The organism is Streptomyces albus subsp. albus, assembly GCF_000725885.1.
GTDB lineage: Bacteria > Actinomycetota > Actinomycetes > Streptomycetales > Streptomycetaceae > Streptomyces > Streptomyces albus.
In genome coordinates, this window is sequence record NZ_JODR01000006.1 from 179,617 (window position 1) to 205,402 (window position 25,786).

Sequence of the window (25,786 nt, forward strand, 5' to 3'; positions counted from 1 at the left end):
GGTCCGGGGTCCGGTGTGCCGGTCGGGCGTCCCTCCGGACGGCAGTGGCCCGCGGCTGCCCCCGGTGGGGCGGTCCGCGGCTGTCCGCTCAGTCCGGGAGCCAGCCCTTCGCCTTCTCCCCGGCGTCCTGCTCCGCTGCGTCGAACAGCTTCAACGCGCCCTGTCCGCCGTCCCCCGCCTGCTGCGTGACCAGGGCGATCAGCTTGTTGAGGTGTTCATGTGTGCGGGAGCCGGGCTCCACGACGTTGGACTGGTACGTCTCGGCGATCTCGTCGCCGTGGCCGCCGGCCGAGGAGTTGAGCTGTTCCAGTTCGGCGAGGTGTTCGGCGAGCAGGCGCACCCGTGTGCCGATCTCCGGGTACTGCGCCATCAGGGAGTTGAGGTTTCCGCCGACGTGGATCCGGTCAGTCATCGGTCTCGTCCTCCGGGTCCCGGGGCCAGCGGGTCGATTCCGGGCCGGCCTTCTCCTCGGCCGCGGCGTGCAGTTGCTCCACGACCTTGCCGATCTCCGTCCCACCGAGCATGGAGGCGCGCAGCCGTTCACCGAAGCCCGTCATCGGCGACAGCGTGGAGAAGACTTCCGCGCGGGCCTTCTTACGGGCCTCCTCCAGCGCTTCGACCAGAGTGCGGCCCAGCTCGGCCGGGGCCATGGTGCGGTAGGCCTCGGTGTGGAAGGTGATGTCACGAACTTCCGACTGTGCGCCCACCACCACGGTGACCATGCGGTTCTTGGACGTGACCGACACCGTCTTCTTCGCCAGAGCCCGCTGGGCGTCGAGCAGGCGCTCCCGTTGTTCGCGGAGCTGCGACATCGCCTCGTCCACCTGCTCCTGGAATGCGGAACTCATCCGGCGACCTCTCCTCCTCGTCGTCCCACAGCGCCGGGGTGCCCGCGCCGATCACCCCCGGCACGCTCTCCTGGTAGGCGCCCCAGGTTTCCTCGTCCTCGTCCAGCCACGTCTTGCGCTGGCGTTCGTTGCCTCCTGACGCGGCACCGGGTGCGCCGCCCATGCCGCCCATGGGTGGCATCCCGCCCATCGGCGGCATGCCACCGGGGTAGCCGCCGCCTTGGCCTCCGGTGCGCGGGGACGGGGGACCGTCGGCGAGGGCGGCTGTGCCGTCGCCGACGGTGGCGTATGCGGCCTTCTGCTGGGCGAGGGTGCCTCCGGAGGAGAGCGCCTTCTCGCTCATGCCGGCACCGGTCTGCAGGGTGCGCCCGTCGTGGGTGAGGGCTGTGCCGTCCGGGGAGACGGAGTGCAGGGTGACGCCGTCACCGGAGGTCTTGATGCGCGACGGGGGCGGCGGGGAGAGGTCGATGCCGGTCCGGTGGGTGCCCTCACCCGTTTTGTGGTCCTGCTCCCACTCGTCCTCGTCGAAGTCCCAGTCCGGGATGTGGTTGCTGAGGCCGGGCCGGATGTCCGGGCTGCCGCTGCCGGACACCAGGTGCGCGCCGTCGGGCACCTCCAGGGGCTTGCCGTGGCTGTCGGTCAGCAGTTCCCCGTTGGGCCCGGTGACGGTGCCGTCGTCGTTGATCTCGGAGCCCTGCGGCACGGTCAGCGGTTTTCCGTCCGGTCCGGTGACGGGCTTCCCGTCTCCGTCCACCACGGAGAGGGCGGGGGTCAGGCTGGACCCTTCGGGCACGACCAGATCGCCGCCGGAGCCGTTCTTGACCGTCTTCCCCGAGGGGGTGGTGACGGTGCCGTTGCCGTTGATCACGGAGCCGTGCGGCACGGTGACGGGGACGCCGTTCTCGTCCAGCACCGGGTTGCCGTCCTGGTCGAGCACCTGCTGGAGACCGCCGCCACCGGGACCGCCGCCGAGGCCACCGTCCATGCCGCCGAGGCCACCGCCCATGCCGTCGAGCGACACCGAGCTGCCGGTGCCACCGCCTGCCCCGGGCCCGCCGCCGCCCAGTGGGGAGCCGCCCGGGTTCAGGGTGCTGTTCGCGCCGGGGCCCAGAAGCCCTTCGCCGCCGCCGTCGCCGAGGCCGCCCAGCCCGGACGTGGGGCCGCCGATGTCGGTGATGCCGGCCTTGCCCGTGCCCTCTCCCCCGCCGTCCCCGAGCCCGTCGAGTCCCGTCCCCCCGGTCGGGCCGGAGCTGTCCGTGCCGGGTGGCTCGACGCCGCTGCCCTTCGTCTGGTCGAGGACATCCTTCATGATGTCGTCTGCGGTCTTGCCGGCGTCCTGCTTGACCTTGTCCAGGTCCTGGTCGCCGGTGGGGCCACCGCCTCCACCGGTGCCGAACTGGCTGATCTGCGACGGCATCTGGCTGATCGCGTTCCCGTAGGCGCCGTGCAGGGCCTGCATGACGGTGTCGGCGGGTCCGTTCAGCATGGTGGCGGCGTTGCCCCGCCACACGCGTTTGGCCTCGGACTGCACCCGGTCCCAGAACTCCTGGGTGGTGGGGTCACCGAACGGGCTCGTGACCTTCGGCGAGTCGGTGTCCAGCTGCTCCATGTGGGCGCCCTGCATGGCGTTGCGCAGGGCCACCATGGTGGCGTTCACCGGCCAGGCGAGATTCTCCCCGTGCTCGTTGGGGGTGTTCACCCAGTCGGTGTAGACCTTGTGCAGGCCGACCAGTGCCTTGTGCAGGTCCTGCCGGGCCTTGTCGACCGCCGCCGCGATGTCGTGGGTGCCCAACGTCTCGTTGCGGATGAGCATCAACTGGGAGCTGTAGTGCTCCAGTTTGGCCTTCGCCGCCGCGGCGGCCCGGCCTTGCCACCCGGAGCTCTCCTCGTCGAGCCGCTGCGCGAGCTGGTACATCGCCTGCTGCGCCTGTTCGAGCAGGGCCTGCACACCGCGGATCGTGTTGCCCGCGGTGTCGAAGCTGCCCACGCTGGTGGTGTCGTTGCCGCGCACCGTCTCGATCAGCGGCAGCAGGATCTCGTCCGCCTGGTGCATGAACGAGGAGTAGGTGCCGGGCCCCTCCAGCGCCTTCCAGTCCATGTTGACGCCGATGACGTACTGGTACGGATGGCTGGTGCTGCTGTATTCGGTGGTGACGGTGTAGGTGTAGTTGAACGACCACCACACGTCCCAGCTGCCGCCCGCGTTGGCGTCGCCGGAGGCGCCGAAGGCGTTGTGGTGCACTCCGGCGTCGGCGAACCAGCTCTGACCGCCGTCGGCGGCGGCCTCGTCGATGCTGACGACCTGCTGGCTGCTGGGGGCGAAGACCTTGAGGGCCTGTTCCCAGTTCCACGTGGGCATCCGGTGTGTTCACTCCGGTGAGGGGCGGGCGGCGGGCTGGGCCGGGGAGGGGGACGGTGGCGATGGGGCGGCGTCAGAGGTTCCGGACCATCTCCAGGGCCGCGTCCTCGCTGCGGTCCGCCAGCTCGGACGCGGTTTTGACGACGGCGGAGGCGTGGTTCAGCCCCTCGATGAAGTCCTCCAGCGCCTTGGCCAGCTCCTGGGAGACGCCGGCGAACTTCTCCTTGAGCGCCTTGGCGTTGTCCATGGCATCACTGCCCGGCAGCAGGCTGAGGCTGCGGTCCGCGAACTCGGTGATGCGCTGATACGCCTCCGCCTGCTGCGCCGTCGAGACATTCTCGGCGAGCTGGTCCAGCAGCGCCTGGATGGTGCCGTCGTCCTTGACGATCTTGCCGTCGTGTGAACTCACGTCTCGCTCGCCCTCTCCGCGCGCCCTTCACCATGACCTGCCGCCCGGCGCGCGGGTCACTGCCCCTGAATCCCGAGGGCGCCGCGCCAGTCGGCGTCGGCGTGCGACTGCACCATCGAACTGAGCGTGATGGAGGCACTCTTGAGGGCGTTGAGGGCATCCTCGTCCTTCGTGGTGTTCTCCGTCTGGATCGCCTGCCAGGCTTCCTTGCTGTTGCCGAGGAAGGACTGGGAGAGCGACTGCAACTCCTGCACCAGCTGTTGCAGCGCCCCATACATCTTGTCACCGGCGGCGGCCAGCTCGTGCGCGTCTTCCTGGGTCAGCGCGGTGTTCACGGACAGGTTGGCCATGAGACGGGTCCTCTCGCAGTCGTGTCAGGGAAGCAGTGAGGTTTCTGCGGGCCGCCCCGCGACAGCAGGGCCGGCCGTCCGCGCGGCGGCTCAGCCCAGTACGCGCTCGACCTCGTCCGCGGGCGCGACCTCCTGCACGTCGCCCATCCAGCCGGCCGCCTGGTGGATCTGCTCCAGTTCGTTGGAGTCCAGGTAGTGGTTGGCCTGCGTCAGATCACTGTGGAGCTGGTTGACCTTCGCGGTGATCTGGTTGTACCACTCGATCCACTTGTTGACCTCCTCCCGGAACACCCTGCTGGAGTCGGCCGTGTAGTGCGTCTCGACCTTCTCCACGATGTCGGCAACCGTCCGGCCCGCCTTCCCCATTTCGGCGATATAGCCCTCGGTCTCCGTAAGTATCCGCTTGAGGTCTTCTTCGCTCTTCTGGATAACCAGCGAACTCACCGGGACGCCTCCTGGGAACGACGGAATACGGGCAGGCATGTCGAATCGCCGTCAGCCGTAAGCACTTTGACGAGCCGACGGCTCGCAGCCTATGCCGGGACGGAGAACAAAGTAACGGCCTTGAGGTTGAATTGAGGTTACACGTGATCTTCGTTATCCATCCGTAGTACGCCTCCCCGGCTCCGTGCCCGTATTGTCCTTCCCGCTGTCCGCCGCCTTTTTTGCGGAGCCCTCGGCGGAACCCGTGGGCCGGTCCTCACGGCCGCAGTCCGCAGGGCGCTCCGCCGCCCGGACCAGCCCAGTGCGGGACAGCCGGGACGCGTCCAGCGTCGGCCCGGCGGGCAGCAGTTGCAGCCAGGCGTCGGGCAGCCGCACCTGGCGGGCGCCGTCGTAGCCGAGCCGTTCCGCGGCGCCGGCGGCCAGCGGGTAGGCCACCCCGTCGTCCGTCACCAGGTACCGCGCACCGCCCGCGCCGGAGGAGGACAGCGAACCGACCAGCGCGCCACCGCCGTTCTCGACCCACACCTGATCGGCCTGGAGACAGCCTCGCCCGACGCCGGGCCGCAGTGCCGGGGCGCCGGAGGGCACGGCGTCGGCGGGCCGTACCACGACGGCGGTCGAAGGGGTGCGGCCGTGCGGGGTGACCTGGGCGCACACGGCCTGACCGCTGCCCGCCGTCACCAGCTTCGGCACCGAACGGGGCAGGCCGCGCGCCAGTTCGCCCGCCGCGGTCTCCGGGGCCCGGTGTTCGGCCAGGTCGGAGGGGCCCAGCCTGCGGGCACCGACCGTGCCGCCCCCGTATGCCTTCTCCTGGGTGGCGGGGGCACCCCGCAGCAGTTCGTACAGCAGGGGCGTCAGCGGGACCAGCCCGTCGCGGCGCAGCAGGTAGTGCTGGCCGCCCGCGCCCTCGAAGAGCTGGCCGAGGCGGGTGGTGCCGGTGCTGAGCCGGGGCCCCGCGTCGCCGCGGCCGGGCACGTGCGGCGCGGCGAGGTCGGGTCCCGCGGGCAGGGTGTCGAGGAACGCCGCCGGCACGGACGGCGCGGACCGGCCGGACCAGCCCAGCGCCGCCTGGCCGTCCGAGGAACGCGGCAGTGCCAGCCGCTGGCCGCGCCACAGCGCGTACCGGGTGCCGTCGGGGCCGGTGACCAGGGTCGCCTCCTTGTCGGCGAGTCCTCGCCCGGAGGGCAGGTCGCCGACGGCGACGCTCAGCCTGCCGCGGTCCTTCCCCCGTCCGGCCGGGTCCCGCGTGGTGCACGCCGCCCAGCTCCCGGTGCGCAGGTCGCCGCTGCCGGGCAGGCCGTCGGGCGCCCCGACGATGCCCAGGGGTGCCCCGCGGGCGGCCGAGTCCAGTGAGGCGGACGCCACCGTCTTGGTGGTCATACTGTCGCCGGCCAGGAGTTTGGCGGAGGCCATGTTGAGCACGGGGTGCAGCCGGCCCCCGGTGTACAGGTAGCGGGCGCCGGAGTCCTTGACGACCACGAGGGTGCCGTCGGTGCGCCACGAGGTGTTGCCGCCCGGCACCAGCAGCCCGTAGAGACCGACACCCACCGCTATCAGCACGGCGAGCACGATGCCGCACCCCATGCCGCGCCTGGTGCGGCCGAGGGGTGCGTCCGGGGTGTCCGGATCGTCGCGCAGCATGCTGGAGGAGAGCCTGCCCAGCACGAACAGATGCGCCTGTACCTGGTCCTTACGGGACTGCATGGGATTCCCTCCTCGGCCCGGGCACGGGCCGCGCGGCGCGCGTGCCCGCACCCCGCCGGGGCATGACGGTGCGGTGAGGTCGGTGCGGGGGTCGTGGTGGCCGCGGCGGGCGGTCAGCCGCTGATGCCGCGGATCAGGTGGTAGACGCCCGTCGCGGCGAGCGCCAGCGGGATCAGGGCGATGGCGACCCCCGTGTGCAGCAGGTCGCCGGCGCGGCCCCAGTAGGGCACCAGCCGGCGGCCCGGCACCGTCCAGGCGGCGACCGCGGCCACCGCGGCGGCGGCGACCAGACCCACGGTCATGCCCAGCCGTCCGGCCGGTCCGGCACCGGCCGCCGTCACACAGGCGCTGAGCAGCAGCCCGTACGCGCCCGGCAGCAGCATGGCCAGCCGTTGCCAGAGGCTGCCCACGGAACGCACGTGCAACAGCAGCAGCACGCTCAGCGCGGCGGCGAACACCGGCTCGGGCCAGTCGTCGGTGGCCGGGCCGGTGGCCAGCGCGGTGACGGCGGCGGCCAGCACCACGCCCAGTCCGGTGTACAGGCCGGTCAGATAGTTGCTGGCGGTCACGGCCCGCAGGGTCACCCGGCGCGGCTCGTGCGGCTCGATGTCGTCCTGGAGGTCCTCGGAGGTGGCCGGCGGCAACGGCAGCCGCAGACCGGCCAGCCGGAAGCTCAGCCCGGGCGCGAGGCCGCCCACCACGACCGCGGCCAGCGCCACCACGCAGGCGGCGGCCGGCAGGTCGAGCCCGGTGAGCACCAGACCGCCGGTGACGGCGGTCAGCAAGGTGACGGTGAAGGCACCGAGGAACAGGGGGACGCAGGCGGCGACGGCCGCCAGCCCCAGCACGGTGGCACCAGTGGCGGTCGCCCCGCCCGCCAGCAGCCGTGCCCCGAGAAGCGCTTCCGGGCCGCCCTCGGTGGGGACGAGGGCGCCGGCGACGCCCAGGCAGGGCACCGCGACAGCGGCGAGGGCCGCACCGCCCGCGGCGTCGCCCACCGCCCGGGAGGCGATGCCCGCGCAGGCCAGCAGGAGCAGCGCGAGCGCCGCGCAGGCCCCGGCCCGCAGCAGGGCGGACGGTCCGGGCAGCAGCAGCGTCACCAGGCCGCCGGCCAGCGCGCTCACCGTCAGGCCGAGCAGCAGCCGCCGGGTCAGTTCGGGGCGCCAGCTGTCGGAGCGGGAGCGCAGCACTTCACCGACGCCGTCGACCAGGTCGTCGAAGGCGGCCTCGGGCAGCGTCTCGTTGCGGGGCCGCAGATGGAGGGTGTCACCGTCGCGCAGCTCCAGTGCCCGCGCGGTCAGTTCGCCATCGAGCGGCGGGGCGCCCAGACGTTGCAGCACCCAGCCCCCGTGTTCCAGGGCGAGTTCGTCCAGTCCGTCGCCCGCGTAGTCCAGCAGAACGGGCATGAGTTCCACAAGCGGAACGTCGACGGGGATGCCCAACTCGAAGACGGACTCCGGCGCGCGGATGGTTATTCGGCACAGGCCGACGGTGGTATCGCTCACGGCGCTCGCTTCCTGGCTGTCCGGAACAGGGCCGGGTCGACGCGGGATTGAGGAGAACATTATCGTTGCCACCGCCCGGAATTCTCGGGCGGTGGCACCGCGAGCAATTCGCCGGGAAAGCAGGCGGTTTGCGGCAGCGGTTCCGCACCGTGTTCGCCGGGGGGCGACCGGTCCGGCCCGAGGGCCGCGGCGGGGTGTCCCGGCCGGCCCGTCGTGCCCCGCCGCCTCGCGGTGGACGGCCGTCCTCCACGGAAGGTTCACCTTTGAGCACCGTCACGTTCCGCCGCCCGCCGCGCCGCCCGGGGCCGCAGATGCCGCAGGGCGAACTGGATCTCCAGGAGCCGCCGACGCTGCCGGAGCGGCAGGGCGCGGTGTCCGGGATGCTGATGTACGCGCCGATGGCGCTCAGCTCCATGGGCATGGTGCTGCTGTTCCTGCGCCCCGGCATGGCGGGCCGCGGCGGGATCTTCATGTACGTGGCCCTGGGCTTCATGGGCGTGTCCATGGTGGTCATGCTGATCAGCCAGCTGCTGCGCAGCGCCCACGACCGCAAGACACAGCTGCGCGACGAGCGCCGTGACTATCTGCGGTATCTGTCCACCAGCCGGCGCCGGGTGCGCAAGGTGATCCTCCAGCAGCGCCGCGCGCAGGCGTGGCGGCATCCCGACCCCGACGCGTTGTGGTCGCTGGCCCGCACCGACCGGCTGTGGGAACGGCGGCCGACCCACGAGGACTTCGCCGAGGTGCGCATCGCCACCGGCCCGCAGCAACTGGCGCTGGCCCTCTCCCCCCTGTCCACCAAGCCGGTCGAGGATCTGGAGCCGGTCTCCGCGCACGCGCTGCGCCGGTTCGTGCGCGCCTACTCCACGGTTCCGGACCTGCCGGTGGCGCTGCGGCTGCGGACCTACGCGCGGATCGTGCTGCGCGGTGACGCGGAGGAGGCCCGGGGCATGGTGCGGGCCGTGCTGGGGCAGCTGGCGGTGCTGCACGCACCCGGCGACGTGGACCTGGTGACGGTCGCCGACGACGACGTGCGGTCCCGGTGGGAGTGGGTGAAGTGGCTGCCGCACGCGCAGCACGCCGCGGACACCGACGGGGTGGGCAGCGTGCGCCTGCTCGCGGAGTCCGTCTCGGAGCTGGAGCAGCTGCTGGGCGAGGACTTCGCCGGGCGGCCCCGGTTCACCGCGGACGCCGCGCCCAGCCGGGACGAGCCGTACACGGTCATCGTGCTGGACACCGCCCACGTACCGGCCGGCGCGCGGGTGGCCGGGCCCGGCTACCGCAACGCGGTCGTGCTCGACGTGCGCGGGGTGACCGAGTGGAAGCACTCGCGCAGTGTGCTGCGGCTGCGGACTGAGGCGGGCCGGCTGCACATGGTGGGCACCGACCGCAGCGGCCGGGAGACCTCCACCGCGCTGGGCCGCCCCGACCGGCTGGGCACGGCCGCGGCCCGCACCCTGGCACTCGTCCTGGCCCCCTACCGGCCGGGCACCGCACCGCAGTCCGGCCAGCCGCTGAACGAGGACCGGGAGCTGACCGACCTGCTCGGCATCCCCGATCTGAACACTGTCAGCATCGAGCGGCTCCACGACCGGCCGGCGTCCCGGAGGCTGCGGGTGCCGATCGGGCTGGGCTCCGACGGCGCACCGGTCGAGCTGGACATCAAGGAGTCGGCGCAAGGCGGTATGGGCCCGCACGGCATGCTCATCGGCGCCACCGGCTCCGGCAAGTCGGAGCTGCTGCGCACCCTGGTGCTGGCCCTGGCGCTCAGCCACTCCTCGGAGACCCTCAACTTCGTGCTGGTCGACTTCAAGGGCGGTGCCACCTTCCTCGGTCTGGACCGGCTGCCGCACACCTCGGCGGTCATCACCAACCTGGCCGACGAGACCGCGCTGGTCGAGCGGATGAAGGACGCGCTCAACGGTGAGCTGATCCGCCGCCAGGAGCTGCTGCGCAAGGCCGGCAACCACGTCTCCGTGCTGGAGTACGAGCGGGCCCGGGAGGGCGGTGCGCCGCTGGACCCGCTGCCGACGCTGTTCGTGGTCGTCGACGAGTTCAGCGAACTGCTGGCCGCGCACCGCGACTTCATGGACCTGTTCGTGATGATCGGACGGCTGGGCCGGTCGCTGGGCGTGCACCTGCTGCTGGCCTCCCAGCGGCTGGACGAGGGCCGGATGCACCAGCTGGAGAGCCATCTGTCGTACCGCATCGGTCTGCGGACCTTCTCCGCCATGGAGAGCCGCGGGGTGCTCGGCGTACCCGACGCCTACAACCTGCCCGCGCAGCCGGGCAGCGGTCTGCTCAAGAACGACGTGGGCAATCTGGTGCGGTTCAAGGCCGCCTACGTGTCCGGCCCCTACCGGCGGTCGCTGCGCGGCAGCAGCGCCCGGCAGGCCGCCATCGCCGGGCAGGTGGTGCCCTTCAGCACCTCCTGGGTGCCGCCGCGGCAGCTGCCGCCCGCCGAGCCGGAGCCGGCCGAGCCCGCGCCGGACGCGCCGAGCCTGCTGGAGACGGCGGTGCGCCGGCTGGTCGGCTCGGGTCCGCCGGCCCATCAGGTGTGGCTGCCGCCGCTGGACGTGCCGGTCACGCTGGATACGCTGCTTCCGGAACTGGCCGAGACCCCGGACCGGGGACTGGCACCGGCCGATCCGTCCCGCGCGGGCGGTCTGAAGGTGGCCGTCGGCATCGTCGACCGCCCCTTCGACCAGTTGCGGGAGCCGCTGGCCGCGGATCTGTCGGGGCCCGGCGGGCACGTCGGCATCGCCGGCGGTCCGCAGAGCGGCAAGAGCACCCTGATCCGCACCTTGGTGACAGCGCTCGCCCTCACCCACACCCCTCGTGAGGTGCAGTTCTACTGTCTGGACTTCGGCGGTGGCGGGCTCACCGCGCTCTCCGGTCTGCCGCACGTCGGTTCGGTGACCGGACGGCTGGACCGCGACCGGGTCGCCAGGACACTGGCCGAGGTGAGTGCGCTGATCGCCCACCGGGAGCGGCTCTTCGCCGAGCACGGCATCGAGTCGATGGCCGACTTCCGGCGCCGGCGGGCAGCGGGTGAGCTGCCCCGGGAGCACCACGGGGACGTGTTCCTGGTCGTGGACGGCTGGGCCACGGTGCGGCAGGACTTCTTCGACTTCGTGCAGCCGTTCGGGCTGATCGCCGCCCGGGGACTCAACTTCGGGGTGCACCTCGTCGTCGCCTCCACCCGCTGGAGCGAGATCAACACCACGGTGCGGGACCAGCTCGGCACCCGGTTCGAGCTGCGGCTGGGCGACACCGTCGACTCCGTCGTCAACATGCGGGCCGCCGCCACCGTGCCCAGGATCCCCGGCCGCGGCCTGACCGAGCAGCGGCTGCACTTCCTCACCGCGCTGCCGAGGCTGGACGGCGACCCGGACGCCGCCACCCTCGGCCAGGGGCTCGGCGCGCTGGTGGAGTCCGTGGCCGCGGCGTGGGACGGCCCGCCCGCCCCTCCGGTGCGGATGCTGCCGCTCCAGGTGGACGCACGGACCCTGCCCGCCCCCGAGGGGGACGTACGGATACCGCTCGGCCTGGAGGACCAGCGGCTGGAGCCGTTCTGGCACGACTTCGAGGCGAGTCCGCACCTGATCGTGGTCGGCGACGAGGAGACCGGGAAGACGAACCTGCTCGCCCATCTGTGCCGCTCCCTGGTCGCCCGCTACACCCCCGACGAGGCGCGGGTCATGCTGGTCGACTACCGGCGGGGGCTGGCATCGGCCGTGCCCGAGGAACACCGGCTCGGCTACGCCGTGAACGCCGAACGGCTCCGCCAGCTGACCGAATCCGTGGGCCGGTCCATGGGGCGCAGGGTGCCGGGCCCCGACATCGGACCCGAACGGCTGGCCGCCCGCGACTGGTGGACCGGGCCACAGCTGTTCCTGGTCGTGGACGACTACGAACTGGTGGACACCGGACTCTCCTCGGCCAGCCCGTTCACCCCGCTGCTGGAGTTCCTCGCCCAGGGCACCGAACTGGGCCTCCACCTGATCGTGGCCCGCAGCGCCAACGGAGCCACGCGCGGTATGACCTCCGGGCTGCTGCGCACGCTGCGGGAGGCCAACACCCCGACGCTCATGCTCTCGTGCCCGCCCGCCGAGGGCTCCTTCCTGCCGGGTGTGAAGCCCCGCGAACTGCCGGCGGGCCGCGGCCTGTACGTCACCCGGCGCGGCCAGCGCCTGGTGCAGACCGCCCTGCTGCCGTCGGAGCAGGACGGGACACCGGCCCGGGGGTGAACCGGCCCTGATCCGGCGCCCGTGGAGCCCGGGAACGGAGAACGGCCGCCCTGCGGGCGGCCGTTTCTCGTGTGGTCGTGCGGTACTGGCCGAATCAGGGCCGGATCAGGGCCGGGCCGCACCCTGGGGGCCGGACGGTGGCAGACGGCCCGGGCGCCAGCCTCGGCGGCGGCCCAGCGGTACGGCCACCGCGCCCAGGGCCACCAGCAGGACGACGGCGGTGACCCCGCCGGCCACCAGCAGCGCCCGGTCCCGGCCGGTGTCCGGCGGCGGGGCCGGGACGTGCGGTGCGGCGGCCGGCGCCGCCTCGGCGCGGTCGCCCTTGTCGCCCAGTTCGCCGGTGACGGCGGCCACCGGGTCGACGGTGCCCGCGCCGACCAGCCGCCGTTCGGTGTCGGGGGCGGGCCGGTACGCGGTTTTGGTGAGCCGCTCGGCCAGCTGGGCGGCGCTCAGCCCTGGCCGGTACTCGTCCACCAGCGCGGCCGTACCGGCGACCAGCGCGGCGGCGAACTCGGCGCCGCTGCCGGTGAAGTAGCCGTCCCCGCGCGGGCCGGTGCTCATCACGCTCACGCCGGGAGCCGCCAGATCAGGCCGGGTGCGGGGGGCCCGGGTCTGGTCTGCGGCGCCCTGCGGGGTCAGGGCGGCGACGGCCAGGACGCCGGGCAGCCGCGCCGGCCAGGCAGCCGGTGCCGGACCGTCCTCGTCGTCCTCGCGGGGCGCGTAAGCGGGCGCCACCACGAGGACGTCCCGCTGTACGGCGCGGCGCACGGCGGCGGTCAGTGCGGGCCCGCCCCGCGGCAGGGCGCGGGGTACGCAGATGACGCGGGCGCCGCCCCGCACGGCGGCGTCGATGCCGTCGGCCATCCCTTCGGCGGTCGCCCGGCCCTGCCGGTCGGTCCCCCGTACGGCCAGGATCCTGGCGTCGGGGGCGATCCCGGCGAAGCCGGTGCCCTCGCTGCGGGCGGCGGCGATCAGCCCGGCCACGAAGGTGCCGTGCCCGACGCAGTCCTCCGTGGCGCTTCCGCTGTCCTGCCCCGAGGTCACCCGGCCGGCCAGTGCGGGCACGCCGTCCGCCGCGACGCCGGTGTCCACGACGGCGACGGTGACGCCGCGCCCGGTGCTGTGCCGCCAGGCTGCCGACGGGTTGAGCAGCGTCTGCTGCCAGGGCGTCATACGGGGCGCCTTGCGGGACGCCTCGGTGCAGGTTCTGTCGTCGAGGACGGCCGGTATGCGCGGCAGTGAGGGCGCGTCGGAACCGGCTTCGGGCGCGGACCGGGGCGGGGTCCGGGCGGGAACGGCGGAGGCCGGTGCGACGGCGACCGCCGCCTCCGGCACCGCTGCGACGAGCACCGCGGTGGCCAGTGCGCAGGAGAGGGTCCGCCACCCCGCAGGGCGACGCGGTCCTGGTGACATGGCAGGTGATGCTACAAAACGCTGTTGTCGGCCCGTCATCGCGGTGCCCTCGGCCGTCGCCGTCGTCATGCCCGCGGACCCGCGAGGTCGTCGGGCAGCGGCCGGCGCAGCTCCTCCACGTCCGCGCCGGGCGTCCGGCGCCGCCGCCCGGCGCGGACGTGGACTCGACGGCCCTGCGCGCGTGCTGGGCGTTGCCGGAGTTCTCGCCGCGCCGCACCGTCGCGCAGTGCGGGTACGGCGCTGGCGCGGTCTGCGGCACGCATGTGCGGCCGTCCTGTCCGCGCGTGCCGAGGGTGGTGGACACCGGCTCGTCCGGGCGCGTCTGCGCGCAGTGCGCTTCCCGTGCCCGTCCGTGCCCTCGGTGCACGTGTAGCGCTGAGCGCACTGGCGGCGCACGGGGGCCGCCGGCCCGCTGCGGGCGGCCCGGAGGGCGTCCCCGGCGCTGCGGCGGCCCCGGCTCCGTCCGGCCCACGATCAGCAGACGACGCGCCAACGCCGGGCCCCCTTCGCCTCGTCACCGCCCGGCACGGCGCACCGCCGGACCCGCGTCAGGCGTCCTCCCGTCCGGTCGCCCGGCCGGGCCCACCATGCCCGCACGGGCCGGGACCCGCCGCCCGGGGCGGCCGGGCGGCGGCGGTCGCCGTGCGCCGGGGCGTCGCCGGGCGGCGGCGTCCCGCGCTTCTCACAGGTCGAGTTCGTCCGGGGTCGCGGTGGCGGGAAGGGGGTCGGACGGGGCGATACGGGCCAGTGCGGCGGTGAGTTCCCCGTGGCAGGGGAGCGTGGTGACGCCCGGTTCCCCGGCGGTGCGCCGCATCCGCTCCAGCGCGCCGGGGGTCGCCACGTGGGCGGCGATCGACGGGGTGCGGCCGGCTTCCCGGCACAGCAGCGTCAGCAGTTCCGGCCCCGCCTCGGGGGCGGTGAGCCAGGGGGTGGCCAGGGGCGCGCCGGCGGGCAGCAGGCCATTCCTGGAGGCGGCGACGAGCGCCATGCAGGTGTCCTCGGCGTGCCAGTGGGCGAGGCTGTTCCTCTCGAAGGCGTCCTTCGACTCCTGGGCGGCGGCCGTGGACCAGTCGGTGCGGGGCAGCCATGCCGTGGCCCAGGCGACGGCCGCGGGGTAGGCCACCGTGTTGGGCTCCAGGGCGGGCCGGGTGGCCGGTATGTACTGCTTCAGCGAGCAGTCGGCCAGGGCTTGCGCGGCCCAGCCGACGGTCTTCCAGTGCGCTTCGGCATCGACGACGAGGGGGCGGGCGAGGGTCCGGTCGAGGAGCTGTCCCACGGCGGGCGCGAGGAGTGCCGCGGCCTGGTCCTGCTCGGCGTGGCGGAGGGCCTTGAGCATACGGCCCGCCTCCTTGAGGCCCAGCGCATCGGCGAGCACGGCGGGGGCGATGTCGGTGAGTTCGCCGACGATGTCCGCGACGATGTCGTCGCGTGCGGTCAGCCACATCACCGTCAGCAGGTCGGGCAGTTGGCGCAGATCGGGCCGCATGCGCAGCCGCAGCCGGGTGAGCAGCCGGCCCGCGTGGACCTTCTCGGCGAGCTGTTCGCCCCACTGCGCGTCCCAGGTGTATCCGAGCCGTACCACTTCCCGTACGGCCCAGGGGCTGGCCAGCAGCGGGAGGGTGGAGGACCAGACGCCGTTGACGAGCGTGCCCATCCAGTTCTTGGGTTCCTCGTCGGGCATGACGCCCAGCCGGGCGAGGGCCTGGCCGATCCTGCCCTGGGTGATGGGGTCCTGCTCGAACTTGAAGATCTCGGTGAAGGTCTGCCAGCGCTTGGCGCGTTCGTCGCGCAGGGCGGCCAGCTCCCGTTTGCCGAGGCCGGGGGCGCAGCGTTCGACGGCGGCCAGCAGGTCGGCGACGAGCGGCGGGTGGACGACGCCGCGGATGACCATGTCGGTGAGGTCGGAGACCTCCTGGTCGCCCTGCGGCCGGCTCATGGCGTGGACGACGCTGCCGGCCGCGGAGGGGTCCAGTTTGCGCAGCTGGTTGAGGGCGGTGGTGAAGGAGCCGATCCGGCGGACGGCCCGCAGGTTGCGTTCCCATTCCCAACGGGGGTTGGCGGCCTTGAAGTTGCCGAGCACGACGGCGGTGGCGTCCCGCTGTCCCCCGGCGCGCAGGGTGCTCGCGGTGACCTGGAGCTTCTGCGCCACCTCGCCGGCGCCCCAGCGCAGCGGGTTGCGGACGACGCGGTCGACCTTGAGGTGCTTGGCGTACTCCGCGCCGATGCCGGGCGCCACGGCCAGGCCCAGGCGGTGGGTGTGCACCATGCTCTGCGGGTCGAGCGCGGCGTTGCGCATGCGCTCGATCAGGACGCGGGTGTCGAGGCGTTCGGAGAGCCGCAGGAGGAAGTTCTGGCCGAAGTAGTCGTCCTCGATCAGCAGCATCGCCAGCCGCGGCCCCCACGGGCGGGCCGCACCCCGCTGTGCCTGGATGCTGGAGACGACGAGGTCGAGGGCCTGGTCCTCCAGTTCGGCGCGGTAGTCGGCGCCGGCTTCCCACAGTCCGTGCAGGAAGTGGTAGATGACCGCCGGACGGCGTTCGGTGGCCATCAGTTCGCGGGCGAAGGCCGGCCCCAGCTCGCGGGCCAGGCAGTAGCCGAAGCGGTCCTTGGTGTCGCAGTACAGGTCGTCGGCGCGGCTGACGCTGCTCAGCAGCATGCCGGCACCGCGGCCGTCCTTGAGGCGCCGGATGGAGGCGGCCAGGTCCCGGGCGAGCTGGACGTCGGCGACGGGGCTTGCGCCGGTGACGCGGTAGAGGAGTGTCTTGATGGTGGCGCCGTGGATGTTGCGCACGGTGGAGATCAGGATGGCCGCCTCGGCGGGGGTGGAGGCGCGCAGTGTGGCGGCCAGCGCCCGGCCGGGCTGGAGGGTGTTGAGCAGCCGGTTGGTCCAGCCCCTGTTGTTGCGGGCCAGGTCGGCGAGGGAGCTGCTGATCTGGCTGGCGTCCGCGCCCGCCAGCGCGGCGCGGATCTGCGACTCGTACCGCTTGATGAGGTCGTCCCAGTCGGTGGCGCTGTTGAAGTGCAGCCACAGGGACATCCAGGCCAGGACGGCGGGCAGCGGCGTCTGCCGGGTCGGGTGGGCCTCCAGCAGGGTCTGTGCCGCCTTCTCCAGCGGGCGGAGCCGGTCGCGGGTGCGGTTCTCGTGGCTTTCGGGGCCGCGGGCCTCCCGCGAGTAGCGGAAGATCAGCTCGTCCATGCGCCGCACTTTGATGAGGTCGTCGTGCCGGCGGTGCGGGTCGGCGCCGCGCACCAGTTCCTCGGCGCGTTTCTCCAGCCACTGGCAGACGGTGTCGGTGGGGGCGGTGTTCTCCCCGGACAGCCGCAGCAGGGCGCGGACGAGGTGGTAGCGGTCCCGGACGGCGGACGGCCGCGCGAGGACCTCGTCCAGGCCGGGGCTGCCCACCCAGGTGAACAGGTCGGCGATCTCGGTGCCGGTGAGCTGGTACTGGTGGTCCCAGCAGGCTTTGAGGGCGGTCGTCAGGTCTCGGACGGTCAGGTCCGGGGTGCCCGGCACCCGGGCGAGCACCGGAGGGAGCGCTTCGGCGATCCAGCCGGGGTCGCTGTGCTTCCCGCACAGGCGCAGCAGTCGCAGGGCGGCCGGCGTGTGCGCCCCGGCGGCCCAGGTGGTGACGGACCGGCGGACGGCCTGGTCCTCCAGCAGTTCGGCCAGCTCCACGGGCGCGTACGCGGCGCAGTTGGCCATCAGGGCGCGCACCCGCTCGTGCTGCCCCTCCCCCAGCGCGTCGCACACGTACCGCTCCAGATGGCCGCGCAGGTCGTCACGGCCGTTGGGGCTGACGCAGATGAGTACGGCTTCCGCGCGCACCCCGCTGGGGATGCGGGCCACCTCGTCGGTGACGCGGACACCGAGGGCCCGGCGGGTCTCCTCGGGCACCTGCGCCAGGTGGGAGACGGGGACGCCCTCGTCGAGCGCCGAGACGGCGGCGAGCCGGCACACGGCCTCCCGTGCCGCGCCCGTGAGCGGAGCGCACGCCTCCTCGGCCTGGCGGCGCACCAGTCCGGCGGCGTCACGCCGGCCGTTCTCCCCCAGCGGGGCGTCGGGCACACCGGCGCGGAGCAGGTCGACGAGGACGCCGAGGTCGCCCTGGCAGGCTTCGACGGCCAGCGGAATGCCCTGCTCGCCGTCCGGTGCGCGGTACTCGGCGGGATGGGTGTCGATCAGCCGGCGGGCCAGCCGTGCGATCTCCTCGGCGGCCAGCGGCGTCATGTACGCGGTGACGCCGTGGCTGTCCCAGCTGCTGGTCGCGCCGTCGACGTAGCGGGTCAGGGCGAGCACCGCCACCTTGAGGTCGCCCAGGGATTCGAGGGTCTTGCCGACGTTGCCGCCGTTGAGGGCGTGCAGGTCCTCCAGGACGACGAGGGTTTTGCGGGAGGTCTCGGCCCGGGTGGCGATGAGGGCTGCCTGCACGACCGCGGGGAGGGTGCCGTCGGTGGGCAGGTGCCGCTGGAGCGGTGAGAGCACCACCGTCTGCCAGCCGGCCGCCTCCAGTCTGGCGGTCAGCTGGCGGGCGCAGACGGTCTTGCCGCTGTTGCGGGTGCCCGACTGGATGACCCGCGAGGCCGGCCGGCGCAGGAACCGCTCGGCGAGGAACGCGGCCTGGTCGAGTTCGACCAGGAGGGTGCCGTCCCCGGCGAGCCACGCGCCGTCCCCGCCGGTGCCGCCGGTGGCGTGCAGGACCCGCCAGGCGTGGTCGTCGAGGCTCTGCCACGCCCAGCCCTGCCGGGCCTCCTCCCAGTCCGGCCCCCACAGCAGGCGGGCGGCGCCGGACAGGCCGGGGTCGGGGTCGGTGCGGGTCCCGGTACCGGCCGACAGGTGCCAGCCCTCCTCGGTACGCCATAGGAGGTCGAGACCGTCGTCGGCACTCTCGGGCAGGGCCGCTCCGGTGCCGGGGAAGGGCGTCCAGGTGCCGTCGTCGGCGCAGCCCGCGAGGGGCAGCACGCCGAGCTGTCCGGGCGTGGGCAGGCCGCCCTGGCGGGCGAGGTAGGTGAGGGCGACGGCGGCTGCACAGGCGTGCGGCGCGATCTGCGAGGGGGCGAGGACGCCGCGCGCGTCGATGAAGGCGCTGACGGCGGGCAGCTGTGGCCGGCCGACCTCGGCTATCAGCCGGCTGGCCGCGGCCAGGCCCCGTTCCACCTCGGCGGCGGCTGCCGGCGGCAGCGCGGTCCACGCGGCGCGGACCTTGCCCGGGGTGGTGCCGGTGCCGGCCGCATGGTGGTCGCCGAAGGCGACGGTCGCGCGGGCGACGGCGGACCAGCCGGCCACGGGTTCCAGCAGGAGGGGGACCTCGTCGGGGCCGGCCGGCTCCCGGGCGGCGGGCGCCGCCGCGTGGCCGGCGCTCTCCGAGCGGGTCAGGAGCGCGTCGAGTTCGGCGAGGAGGTCGGGGTCGAGCTCGGCGAGCAGCGGGGTGAGGCCCGTGGTGCCCGGGTCGGCGTACTCGGCGAGCAGGGCGCCGGGGCCGATGGGGGTGCCTGCGCCCAGGTAGGCGAAGGGACGCGGGGGCAGGGGGCCGCCGCGCAGCGTGCGGTCGCCGAGGTCGATCACCGCGCGCAGCAGCCGCTGGACGTGCTCGGCGTCGGCGGGCTGCGAGTCCACCGCGCCGGCCAGCGCGTGCAGGGCCATGCGCAGTTCGTAGCGCAGTGCGTCGTCCTTGCGCCCGGCCGGGGCCCCTGCCTCCGCAACACTCACGGTGTCCTCCTCGCTCGGCGGTCGCGCGGGCCGCCGTCGGTGTTCAACGGGCGATGCGCACCACGCCCGCGCTCGTGCCCGCCACCAGCTGGCCGTGGGGATCGACGTCCGCCGAGCAGACGTCGAGTCCCAGGTCGAGGTGGAAGGGGGAGCCGGCGCCGCGGGTGAGCGGGGTCAGTTTGATGTCGCCGCTGCGGCCGGCGCTCACCAGCACCCGGCCGTGGACGCGCAGTTCGGCGACGGGGCCGGTGTGGCCGGTGAGCCATCCGTCCGCCGTGCCGTCCCAGGACGTCCACCACACGGAGCCGTCGCCGGCACCGGTGTAGATGCCCTCGCTGTCGGCGGCGATGTCGGTGAGGGCGAGCTCCTGCGGCGGTTCGAACCTGCGCAGGAACCGGCCGTCGGCACGCCAGACGGTCACGTCCCTGGCCGTGCGGGCGGCGACGAGGGGCACCCCGTCGCGCACGGCGGTGGCGGCGCCGCCGATCCTGAGCCTGCCCCGGCTCACGACGGGCCCGGGCCCGGTGGTGCTGCCCTTGGGCCGCCACTGCCAGCCTTCGGTGCCGGCGACGAGCAGGCCGGCCTCCGACTGCACACAGGAGACCAGCCGACAGCCCAGGGCGAGTCCGCGGATGGGTGTGTGCTTGCCGTCGGAGAGCCGCTGGACCCATGCCTGTCCGTCGCTCTGCCCGGCGAACAGGGCGGGCCCGGACGCGTCGATGAGGGAGGTGGTGGTCAGACGGCCCGTGCGCAGCGGCGTCTCGACGGTGTGCCAGGAGTGGTCGCCGGCCGGGCCGGGCCTGCTGAGGATGTGCCCTTCGTCGTCCACGACGAGTTCGCCCCCCTGGGGCAGGCAGTAGACGGTGGCGGCGGGGCGCCGCTTGTAGGTGAGGGCGGGCTGCCAGCCCACGGCGGACTCACCGGCCCGCCGGGCGAGTTCGCTCAGCCCGTGCACCTGGGCCAGCAGTGCCAGGCGGGAGAGAGTGTGGCCGTCGGTGCGGTCGGCGACGGCGAGTTCGCCGCACAGCGACCGGACTCGCGCGATCTTGCCGAAGGTGCTGTCGTGGAGGAACGTCAGGGCCCGGTGGAGTGCCTCGAAGTCCATCATGAGCAGGAATTCGGGGTCGTCCAGGTAGTCGTCGAGGACTCCGGCGAGCCGCGCGTGGTGGGCGAAGTGTTCGCGGGTGTAGTGGTCGGCAGCTGTCCAGTCCAGGCCGCCCGAGGGGCGGGCGGGGAGTTGCCGGGTCATCGCTTCCACGAACCTGGCGTGCGCCGACTGCTCGTCGAAAGACTCAGCCAGGTACCGGGCGTGCGGAGAACGCTCGAACCTCCAGCCGTGTCCGTGCATGCCGCCCTCCGGAGCAGCGAGGAAATCCGTTGCCTTCTCCCGTACCCGTGCCAGGTCGGCCGGGGTGACGTCCCGTCCGCTGGCCTGGCGGGCGACGGCCGCCCACAGCCGGCCGTCGGCCGGCAGTCCCTCGCCCTGGGCGAGGGCCACCGGCAGCAGCAGGTCGGGCGCCCACCGCGGATCGTCCGGGTCCAGTTCGGCGAGCTGGTCGAGGAAGAGTTCCGCGGTGGTGCGTTCGGCCCTCACCCGGGCGGTGGCCGGGTCGTCGCCGCTCAACGATACGGCGAACAGGTAGGCGCGCAGCCAGGACGGGCCGGCCGCCTGTGCCGTGGCGCGGGCGATGTCGTCGAGCCACTGCTGGTCGGCGCCGGCCCAGGTGGTGCCCTTGCGGTGCCTGAGGACGTGTGCGACCAGGTGGGCGATGTCGTCGGCGGCGTGGGCGGTGGTCTCGGGGCCGTCGAGGTCGACCACCCGTCCGGCGAAGTTGCGGGGCGGCTGGTTGCCGGCCATGACGACGCGGGTGTGGCCGAGTGCGGCCAGCGGCGCCAGCAGGTCGGCGTAGAGGCTGTCGGGGTCGGCGCACGCTTCGACGGAGTCGAAACACATCCGCAGGGGCCCGGGGCGGGCGCACAGCGCTTCGAGGAGCGCCTGGGTGTCGTCGTGCGGGGTGCGTGTGCCGTAGTGCGCGGCCAGCTTCCACACCACGCCGGGCACGGTCATCCCCCGTACGTCCAGCAGCAGGTCGAGACAGCCGGCCGGGGCGGGGTCGGGTGCGCGGGGGCCGGCGGGCAGGGGTTCGCCGTGGGCCGAGGTGTGAATCCAGTCGAGCAGCACCGATTTGCCCGAACCGGTGCTGCCGGTCACCACCAGGCCGCCGGCCGCCTGTTCGCCGGTGAGGTAGTCGACGATCTGCGCGGCCGGCTCCCGCCGTCCGCAGAAGGCCCAGCCGCTGGTGTCGTTGGCCTCCTGGGGGCGGCGGACGGCACGCGGCAGGTACCAGGGGTTGGGGAAGGCGCGGGTGTCTCCCAGCGGAGGCAGGAAGTCGGGGACGGGCGGCCCGCCGTCCCCGGGCAGTTTCCGCATCCGGGCGGCCAGTTCCCTGACGAGGACGTCCATCGGCAGGAACTCCGTCTGCTCGCCCGCCGCCGCGGTGCGGACGGCGGCGGCGAAGGAGTCGGTGAAGTGGAACTGCTGGGCCTCGCCGAGGCGGTCGATGGCGCCTATCGCGGTGAAGACGGGCAGGTCGCCGCCCTTGGTCCGCTCCACGCCGGCCGCCTGCTGGAACCTGGCCACGGCCATGCCCGCGTAGCAGGTGTCGAGGAGGAGGACGACCTCACGGGGGCGGGGCCGGCTGTCCGGGACGAGGAGCGCGAAGAGGTCGTCCACCCGCAGCTGGGTGGCGCGGCACGCCTTCTCGCTGTCGTGGGCGGCCAGGGCGAGGTCGCCGTCGCCGAACTCGTTCGCGTGGCCGGAGTAGTAGAAGATCAGCAGGTCGGGAGGGACGCCGTCGTCGCCTTCGAGGGCCTGCTCGAAGGCGCTTTTCAGTTCGGCCACGGTGGGGTTGAGATCCGAGGCTGGGTGGATGGTGCAGCGGGCGGACTCGGCCAGCACCGCCTTCATCATGCGTACCTCGTCCGGCACCCGGGACAGCGGCTCGAAGCCGTCCTTGAAGGTGCTGGTGCCCAGCACGAGTGCGACTCTGTCGGCGCGGCCGATCCCGTCGGCGCCGCCGGTGCGGGTCGTCACCGCTTTTGGGCCCGCAGCGCTTCGGCGACGGCGTCGGCCACCTCGCCGGTGGTCAGGTACCGCATGACGGAGTGCCCGCCCAGGACGTACCGCTTGGGGTCGAACCACGGCAGGTTGACGACGAGCCGGTCCTCCACCTTGTCGCCGAAGACGGGCCCGAGCTTCTTCACCAGGGCGACGGGATCCTCGTCGGCCGCGACGTTGATCCAGCGGCCCACATGGGGCCAGGTGTGGCCGCCGTCCTCGCCGGGGGCGGGCCGCAGGCGTTCGCGGATCAGTCCGAGGCCCAGGGGCGAGCCCAGGGTGACGAAGGTGTCGACGTTCCATTCGGGGTGGGCGCACAGCGCCTCGTAGGCGACCACGGAGCCGAGCGAGTGCGCGACGACCACCTTGGTGTCCGGGGTGACGACGCGTGCGAAGCGCTGCTGGGCGCAGGCGCGTACGGTGTCGTCCGCGTCCAGGTAGCGGCGTACCTGGCGGACGAGCCAGATCACGACGCGCGAGGACGGCCGGCCCAGCGCCTCGGACCTCTCCAGTCGGCGCAGTGCCGCCTGGGTCGCGCCCTTGCCGCCCGGCGCCGGGGCCTCGGTTCCCTGCGCGAACACGTCGAGCAGGGCGCTTTCGACGGGGTCGCGCACATCGCCGGCGCGCAGCGGGGGGATGTCGGCGAACTCGTCGTCCGTGCCGGCGCTTTTGGTGTTGAGGCTGCGGTAGCAGTTGCCGTAGAAGACGGCGGAGACGCGTTCGGGTTCCGGTACCGGGTGGGCCGCGTCGCTCATGCTGGTGCGCAGGGCGCCGTACCACTCCGTCAGCGATGTCTCGCGGTGTTTGTACTGGTAGCCGATACCGTGACACATCACGACGTGCGACATGCGTCCCCCTCACAACCGTCCCCGGGATTATAGGGGCCGACCGTGTGCCAGGTCCCGTGTTACGGCGGGCAGTTGAGACGGCGGGTCCCGTCCGGTGCGGCGTTCCGGACGGGGCCCGGGGGCGGGATCGAGGGGCGGGGCCGGGCCGGGGGCGGCCTCAGTCCTCCGGCCGCAGCAGCCCCCGCTGGTAGGCCTTCACCAGCTGCTGCGGCACCCGGTGGACCTTTCCGTCGAGGACGACGGGGACCAGCTGCGGTGCCGTTGCCTTCCACTGGGCGCGGCGGTGGCGGGTGTTGCTGCGGGACATCTTCCGTTTGGGGACGGCCACGGGAACCTCCTGGGGGTGCGGGACGCCGCCAGGTTATTGAAAACGGTTCCCAGTATCAAATCCGGGCCGCCTCGCCCCGCCGTCCCCGCCCCGGTCACCCCGCCGTTGCCGCGGCGGCCAGCATCTGTGCCACCTCCGGCCGCCGGGCCAGCGAGGGCTGGGCGCCGCGCCGAGTGGTGCTGACCGCCGCCGCGGCACACGCCCAGCGCACCGCCCGCTCCAGGCCGTCCCCCTCGGCGAGGGCGACCGCCAGGGCACCGCAGAAGGCGTCACCCGCGGCGGTGGTGTCCACGGCCGGCACCCGGCAGGCGGGCACGTGGAGGTGGGCGCGGCCCTCCACCAGCAGCACACCGTCCCCGCCGAGGGTGACGGCGACGGCACCGGCCCCGGTCAGCTCCCGGGCAGCCGCGGCCACCTCCTCCGTCGTGCCCGGCACGGGACGGCCGGTGAGCGCCGCCAGTTCGGTGCGGTTCGGCACGAGCAGATCCACACCGGGCGGGACGACGGCGCCGGCAACTGCGGGCGCCGGGTTGTACAGCACCGTGCCGCCGGCCAGCCGGACGGCCGCGTGGTTGGCCTCGTCGGGCACCTCCTGCTGGAGGACGGTGACCGAGGCGGAACGCAGCAGCTCCGCCGCGCCCTCGCAGTCGGCGGCCCCCAGCCGGGCGTTGGCGCCGGGGCTGACCACGATGGTGTTCTCGCCGCCCGGGTCCACCGTGATGAGGGCGTGCCCGGTCGGCGCCCCGCCGGTGACCGTGACGTGGCGGGTGTCCACCCCGGCCTCGCCGAGGGCGGAGCGCAGCGCGCCGCCCGCCGGGTCGTCACCGACGCGGCCGACCATGGCGACGGCGGCGCCCAGCCGGGCGGCGGCCACCGCCTGGTTGGCACCCTTGCCGCCGGGATGGCGGGCCAGGTCGCCGCCGAGCACGGTCTCGCCGGGTACGGGATGGTGGGGTGCCGGGACGACGAGGTCCTGGTTGAGGCTGCCGACGACTGCGATCACGGTGCATCTTCCTTGCGGGGAACGGGACGGTACGTGAGGTGCGGGCGGGACCCGGGGTGGGGCGGCGGCCCCGCCGTCACGGGGCGACTTCCGCCTCACGGGGGCGCGGGATGAGGAACGAGACCGCGTACGCACCGGCGACGACCACGGCCCCGGTGAGCATGGCGGTCACGTACCCGGCGGACGAGGAGCTGCCCTGCGGGCTGCCGGAGACCTGGACGGCGGACAGCAGCGCGAAGCTCAGCCCCGCGCCCAGCCCGAACGCGGCCGAGATCAGGCCGGGCAGGAAGCCGGGGTGGTCCTTGGGCGCCAGGACGACACCGAGCAGATTGAGCACAATGTTGGCCATGCCCGCGTACGTGACGCCGAGCAGCACCGTGCAGGCGGCCATCACCGGCAGCGAGTGGACGCCCACCAGCGCCATCACGACGATCACCACCAGACTGCCCAGCAGTCCCCAGCGCAGCATCCGGCCGTAGCCGACGAGGGGCGCCAGCCGGCCCGTGAAGGGGCCGACGAGCCAGCCCACCAGGGCGAACGGGGTGAGGAAGACCAGGGACGCCATACCGGCACCCATCCCGAAACCGGCCTTCTCGTTCTGCACGAACGACATGAGCACGCCGTTGACGGTCGCGAAGACCCCGACGAGGGTGAGCAGCGTGGTCAGCAGCGGTGCCCACGTGGTGCGCTGCCGCAGATCACTGATCCGCACCAGGGGATGCCTGCTTCCCTTCTCCACCTTCCAGAACGCCGCGAACGCGACGACGGCCAGCACCAGTTCCCCGGCCGCCAGCGGCCAGTTGGCACCGCCCAGCTTCTGGGCCTGGTCGACGGCGAGCAGCAGCGCCGCGACGCTGATGACGACGGGCGGCACGCCCAGCCAGTCCATCGGGGTCCCCGCGGACGGACGGGACTCCGGACAGCCCAGCGTGACGGCCACCACCGCGACGACCGCGACCACGGCGATCACCCAGAAGATGCTGCGGAAGCCGAAGTGGGTGGCGAGCCAGCCGCCGGCCAGCGCGTCCACGCCGGCGATACCGCCGTTGACGGCGGTGACCACGCCCATGAGGGTGCCGAACCGCTTCGGGTCGGTGATCTCCGAGCGCAGCATCAGCAAGGAGATCTGCACGACCGGGCCCGAGACGCCCTGGATCACGCGGGCGATGTCGAGCACCGCGATGTTCGGGGCCAGTGCGGCCAGTACCGTTCCGGCGGCCAGGACGACGAGCATCCACCGCAGGACGCGGCGGCGGCCGGCGATGTCGCTGAAGCGGGGCAGGAAGAGGGAGAACATCGCGCACGCGGTGAAGAAGGCCGTCTGCGACAGTCCGGTGCCGGCCTCGTCGGTGCGCAGCTCGCGCGCCATGGTGACCAGCGCGGGGCTGAGCATGCCCGCGTTGAGCTGGAACGCCACGCAGGCGGTGAGCAGCGCCGTCATCAGCGCCGCGGTTCCGGCCGCCGTCTTCGCCGGCCGGGCGGTCAGGTCAGGAGTCATCG

17 protein-coding genes are annotated in these 25,786 nt (G+C 73.6%); 1 reads left to right on the forward strand and 16 read right to left on the reverse strand.

Translation table 11 applies throughout. From position 1 onward, the window contains the following. Positions 1-88: 88 nt before the first annotated feature. The 8 genes from IO40_RS0108030 to eccD all read right to left on the reverse strand — a co-directional run bounded on the left by IO40_RS0108030 (position 89) and on the right by eccD (position 7,619). Complete coding sequence (locus tag IO40_RS0108030) at positions 89-412, reverse strand: hypothetical protein (RefSeq protein ID WP_016467144.1); 324 nt, start codon at positions 410-412, stop codon at positions 89-91. After that, positions 405-782: a YbaB/EbfC family nucleoid-associated protein gene (locus IO40_RS0108035; protein WP_234324702.1), complete on the reverse strand. Its 378-nt coding sequence runs from the start codon at positions 780-782 to the stop codon at positions 405-407. Before IO40_RS0108035 ends, IO40_RS0108030 begins: the two co-directional genes overlap by 8 nt. After that, on the reverse strand, positions 682-3,207 hold the full coding sequence (locus tag IO40_RS39380) for a hypothetical protein (RefSeq protein WP_031175149.1): 2,526 nt from the start codon (positions 3,205-3,207) through the stop codon (positions 682-684). The genes IO40_RS0108035 and IO40_RS39380 overlap by 101 nt, the downstream gene beginning before the upstream one ends. Before the next feature lie 73 nt (positions 3,208-3,280). Next, entirely contained in the window at positions 3,281-3,616 is a 336-nt protein-coding gene (locus IO40_RS0108045; RefSeq protein WP_016467147.1) for a hypothetical protein, read from the reverse strand. 56 nt (positions 3,617-3,672) lie between these two features. After that, positions 3,673-3,966, reverse strand: coding sequence for a hypothetical protein (locus IO40_RS0108050; protein ID WP_016467148.1), 294 nt, complete (start codon positions 3,964-3,966; stop codon positions 3,673-3,675). A 90-nt stretch (positions 3,967-4,056) separates the two neighbouring features. Continuing rightward, a complete protein-coding gene (locus tag IO40_RS0108055; protein ID WP_016467149.1) occupies positions 4,057-4,410 on the reverse strand; it encodes a hypothetical protein in 354 nt (117 codons plus the stop codon). Positions 4,411-4,563: 153 nt separating this feature from the next. Next, positions 4,564-6,114, reverse strand: a complete 1,551-nt coding sequence (gene eccB, locus IO40_RS0108060) for a type VII secretion protein EccB (protein ID WP_016467150.1) — start codon at positions 6,112-6,114, stop codon at positions 4,564-4,566. 113 nt (positions 6,115-6,227) lie between these two features. Further along, positions 6,228-7,619 (reverse strand): type VII secretion integral membrane protein EccD, encoded by a 1,392-nt coding sequence (eccD, locus tag IO40_RS0108065; RefSeq protein ID WP_016467151.1) that lies wholly within the window; start codon positions 7,617-7,619, stop codon positions 6,228-6,230. Positions 7,620-7,930: 311 nt separating this feature from the next. On the opposite strand from eccD, the gene IO40_RS0108070 reads away from it, so the two are divergent. After that, positions 7,931-11,869 (forward strand): type VII secretion protein EccC, encoded by a 3,939-nt coding sequence (locus IO40_RS0108070; RefSeq protein ID WP_033229255.1) that lies wholly within the window; start codon positions 7,931-7,933, stop codon positions 11,867-11,869. A 105-nt stretch (positions 11,870-11,974) separates the two neighbouring features. On the opposite strand, the gene IO40_RS0108075 is transcribed toward IO40_RS0108070, so the two are convergent. The 8 genes from IO40_RS0108075 to uriT form a co-directional block, all read right to left on the reverse strand. Continuing rightward, positions 11,975-13,282: a S8 family serine peptidase gene (locus tag IO40_RS0108075; RefSeq protein ID WP_078659735.1), complete on the reverse strand. Its 1,308-nt coding sequence runs from the start codon at positions 13,280-13,282 to the stop codon at positions 11,975-11,977. A 65-nt stretch (positions 13,283-13,347) separates the two neighbouring features. Continuing rightward, the gene (locus IO40_RS37555) at positions 13,348-13,545 is read right to left on the reverse strand and encodes a hypothetical protein (RefSeq protein WP_137034437.1); all 198 of its coding nucleotides are present in this window, start codon (positions 13,543-13,545) and stop codon (positions 13,348-13,350) included. A 419-nt stretch (positions 13,546-13,964) separates the two neighbouring features. Beyond that, positions 13,965-18,989, reverse strand: coding sequence for a hypothetical protein (locus IO40_RS0108080; protein ID WP_031175154.1), 5,025 nt, complete (start codon positions 18,987-18,989; stop codon positions 13,965-13,967). Positions 18,990-19,032: 43 nt separating this feature from the next. Then, positions 19,033-22,083 (reverse strand): caspase family protein, encoded by a 3,051-nt coding sequence (locus IO40_RS39385; RefSeq protein WP_031175155.1) that lies wholly within the window; start codon positions 22,081-22,083, stop codon positions 19,033-19,035. Then, complete coding sequence (locus IO40_RS37930; RefSeq protein WP_016467156.1) at positions 22,080-22,955, reverse strand: lipase family protein; 876 nt, start codon at positions 22,953-22,955, stop codon at positions 22,080-22,082. Before IO40_RS37930 ends, IO40_RS39385 begins: the two co-directional genes overlap by 4 nt. A 157-nt stretch (positions 22,956-23,112) precedes the next feature. Then, positions 23,113-23,283 carry a 50S ribosomal protein L32 gene (gene rpmF / locus IO40_RS0108095; RefSeq protein ID WP_016467157.1) on the reverse strand — a complete coding sequence of 57 codons (171 nt, stop codon included), beginning with the start codon at positions 23,281-23,283 and terminating at the stop codon, positions 23,113-23,115. A gap of 94 nt (positions 23,284-23,377) precedes the next feature. Continuing rightward, the gene (locus IO40_RS0108100) at positions 23,378-24,286 is read right to left on the reverse strand and encodes a ribokinase (RefSeq protein ID WP_031175156.1); all 909 of its coding nucleotides are present in this window, start codon (positions 24,284-24,286) and stop codon (positions 23,378-23,380) included. A 76-nt stretch (positions 24,287-24,362) separates the two neighbouring features. Further along, positions 24,363-25,784, reverse strand: a complete 1,422-nt coding sequence (uriT, locus tag IO40_RS0108105; protein ID WP_031175157.1) for a uridine transporter UriT — start codon at positions 25,782-25,784, stop codon at positions 24,363-24,365. Positions 25,785-25,786: the final 2 nt, after the last annotated feature.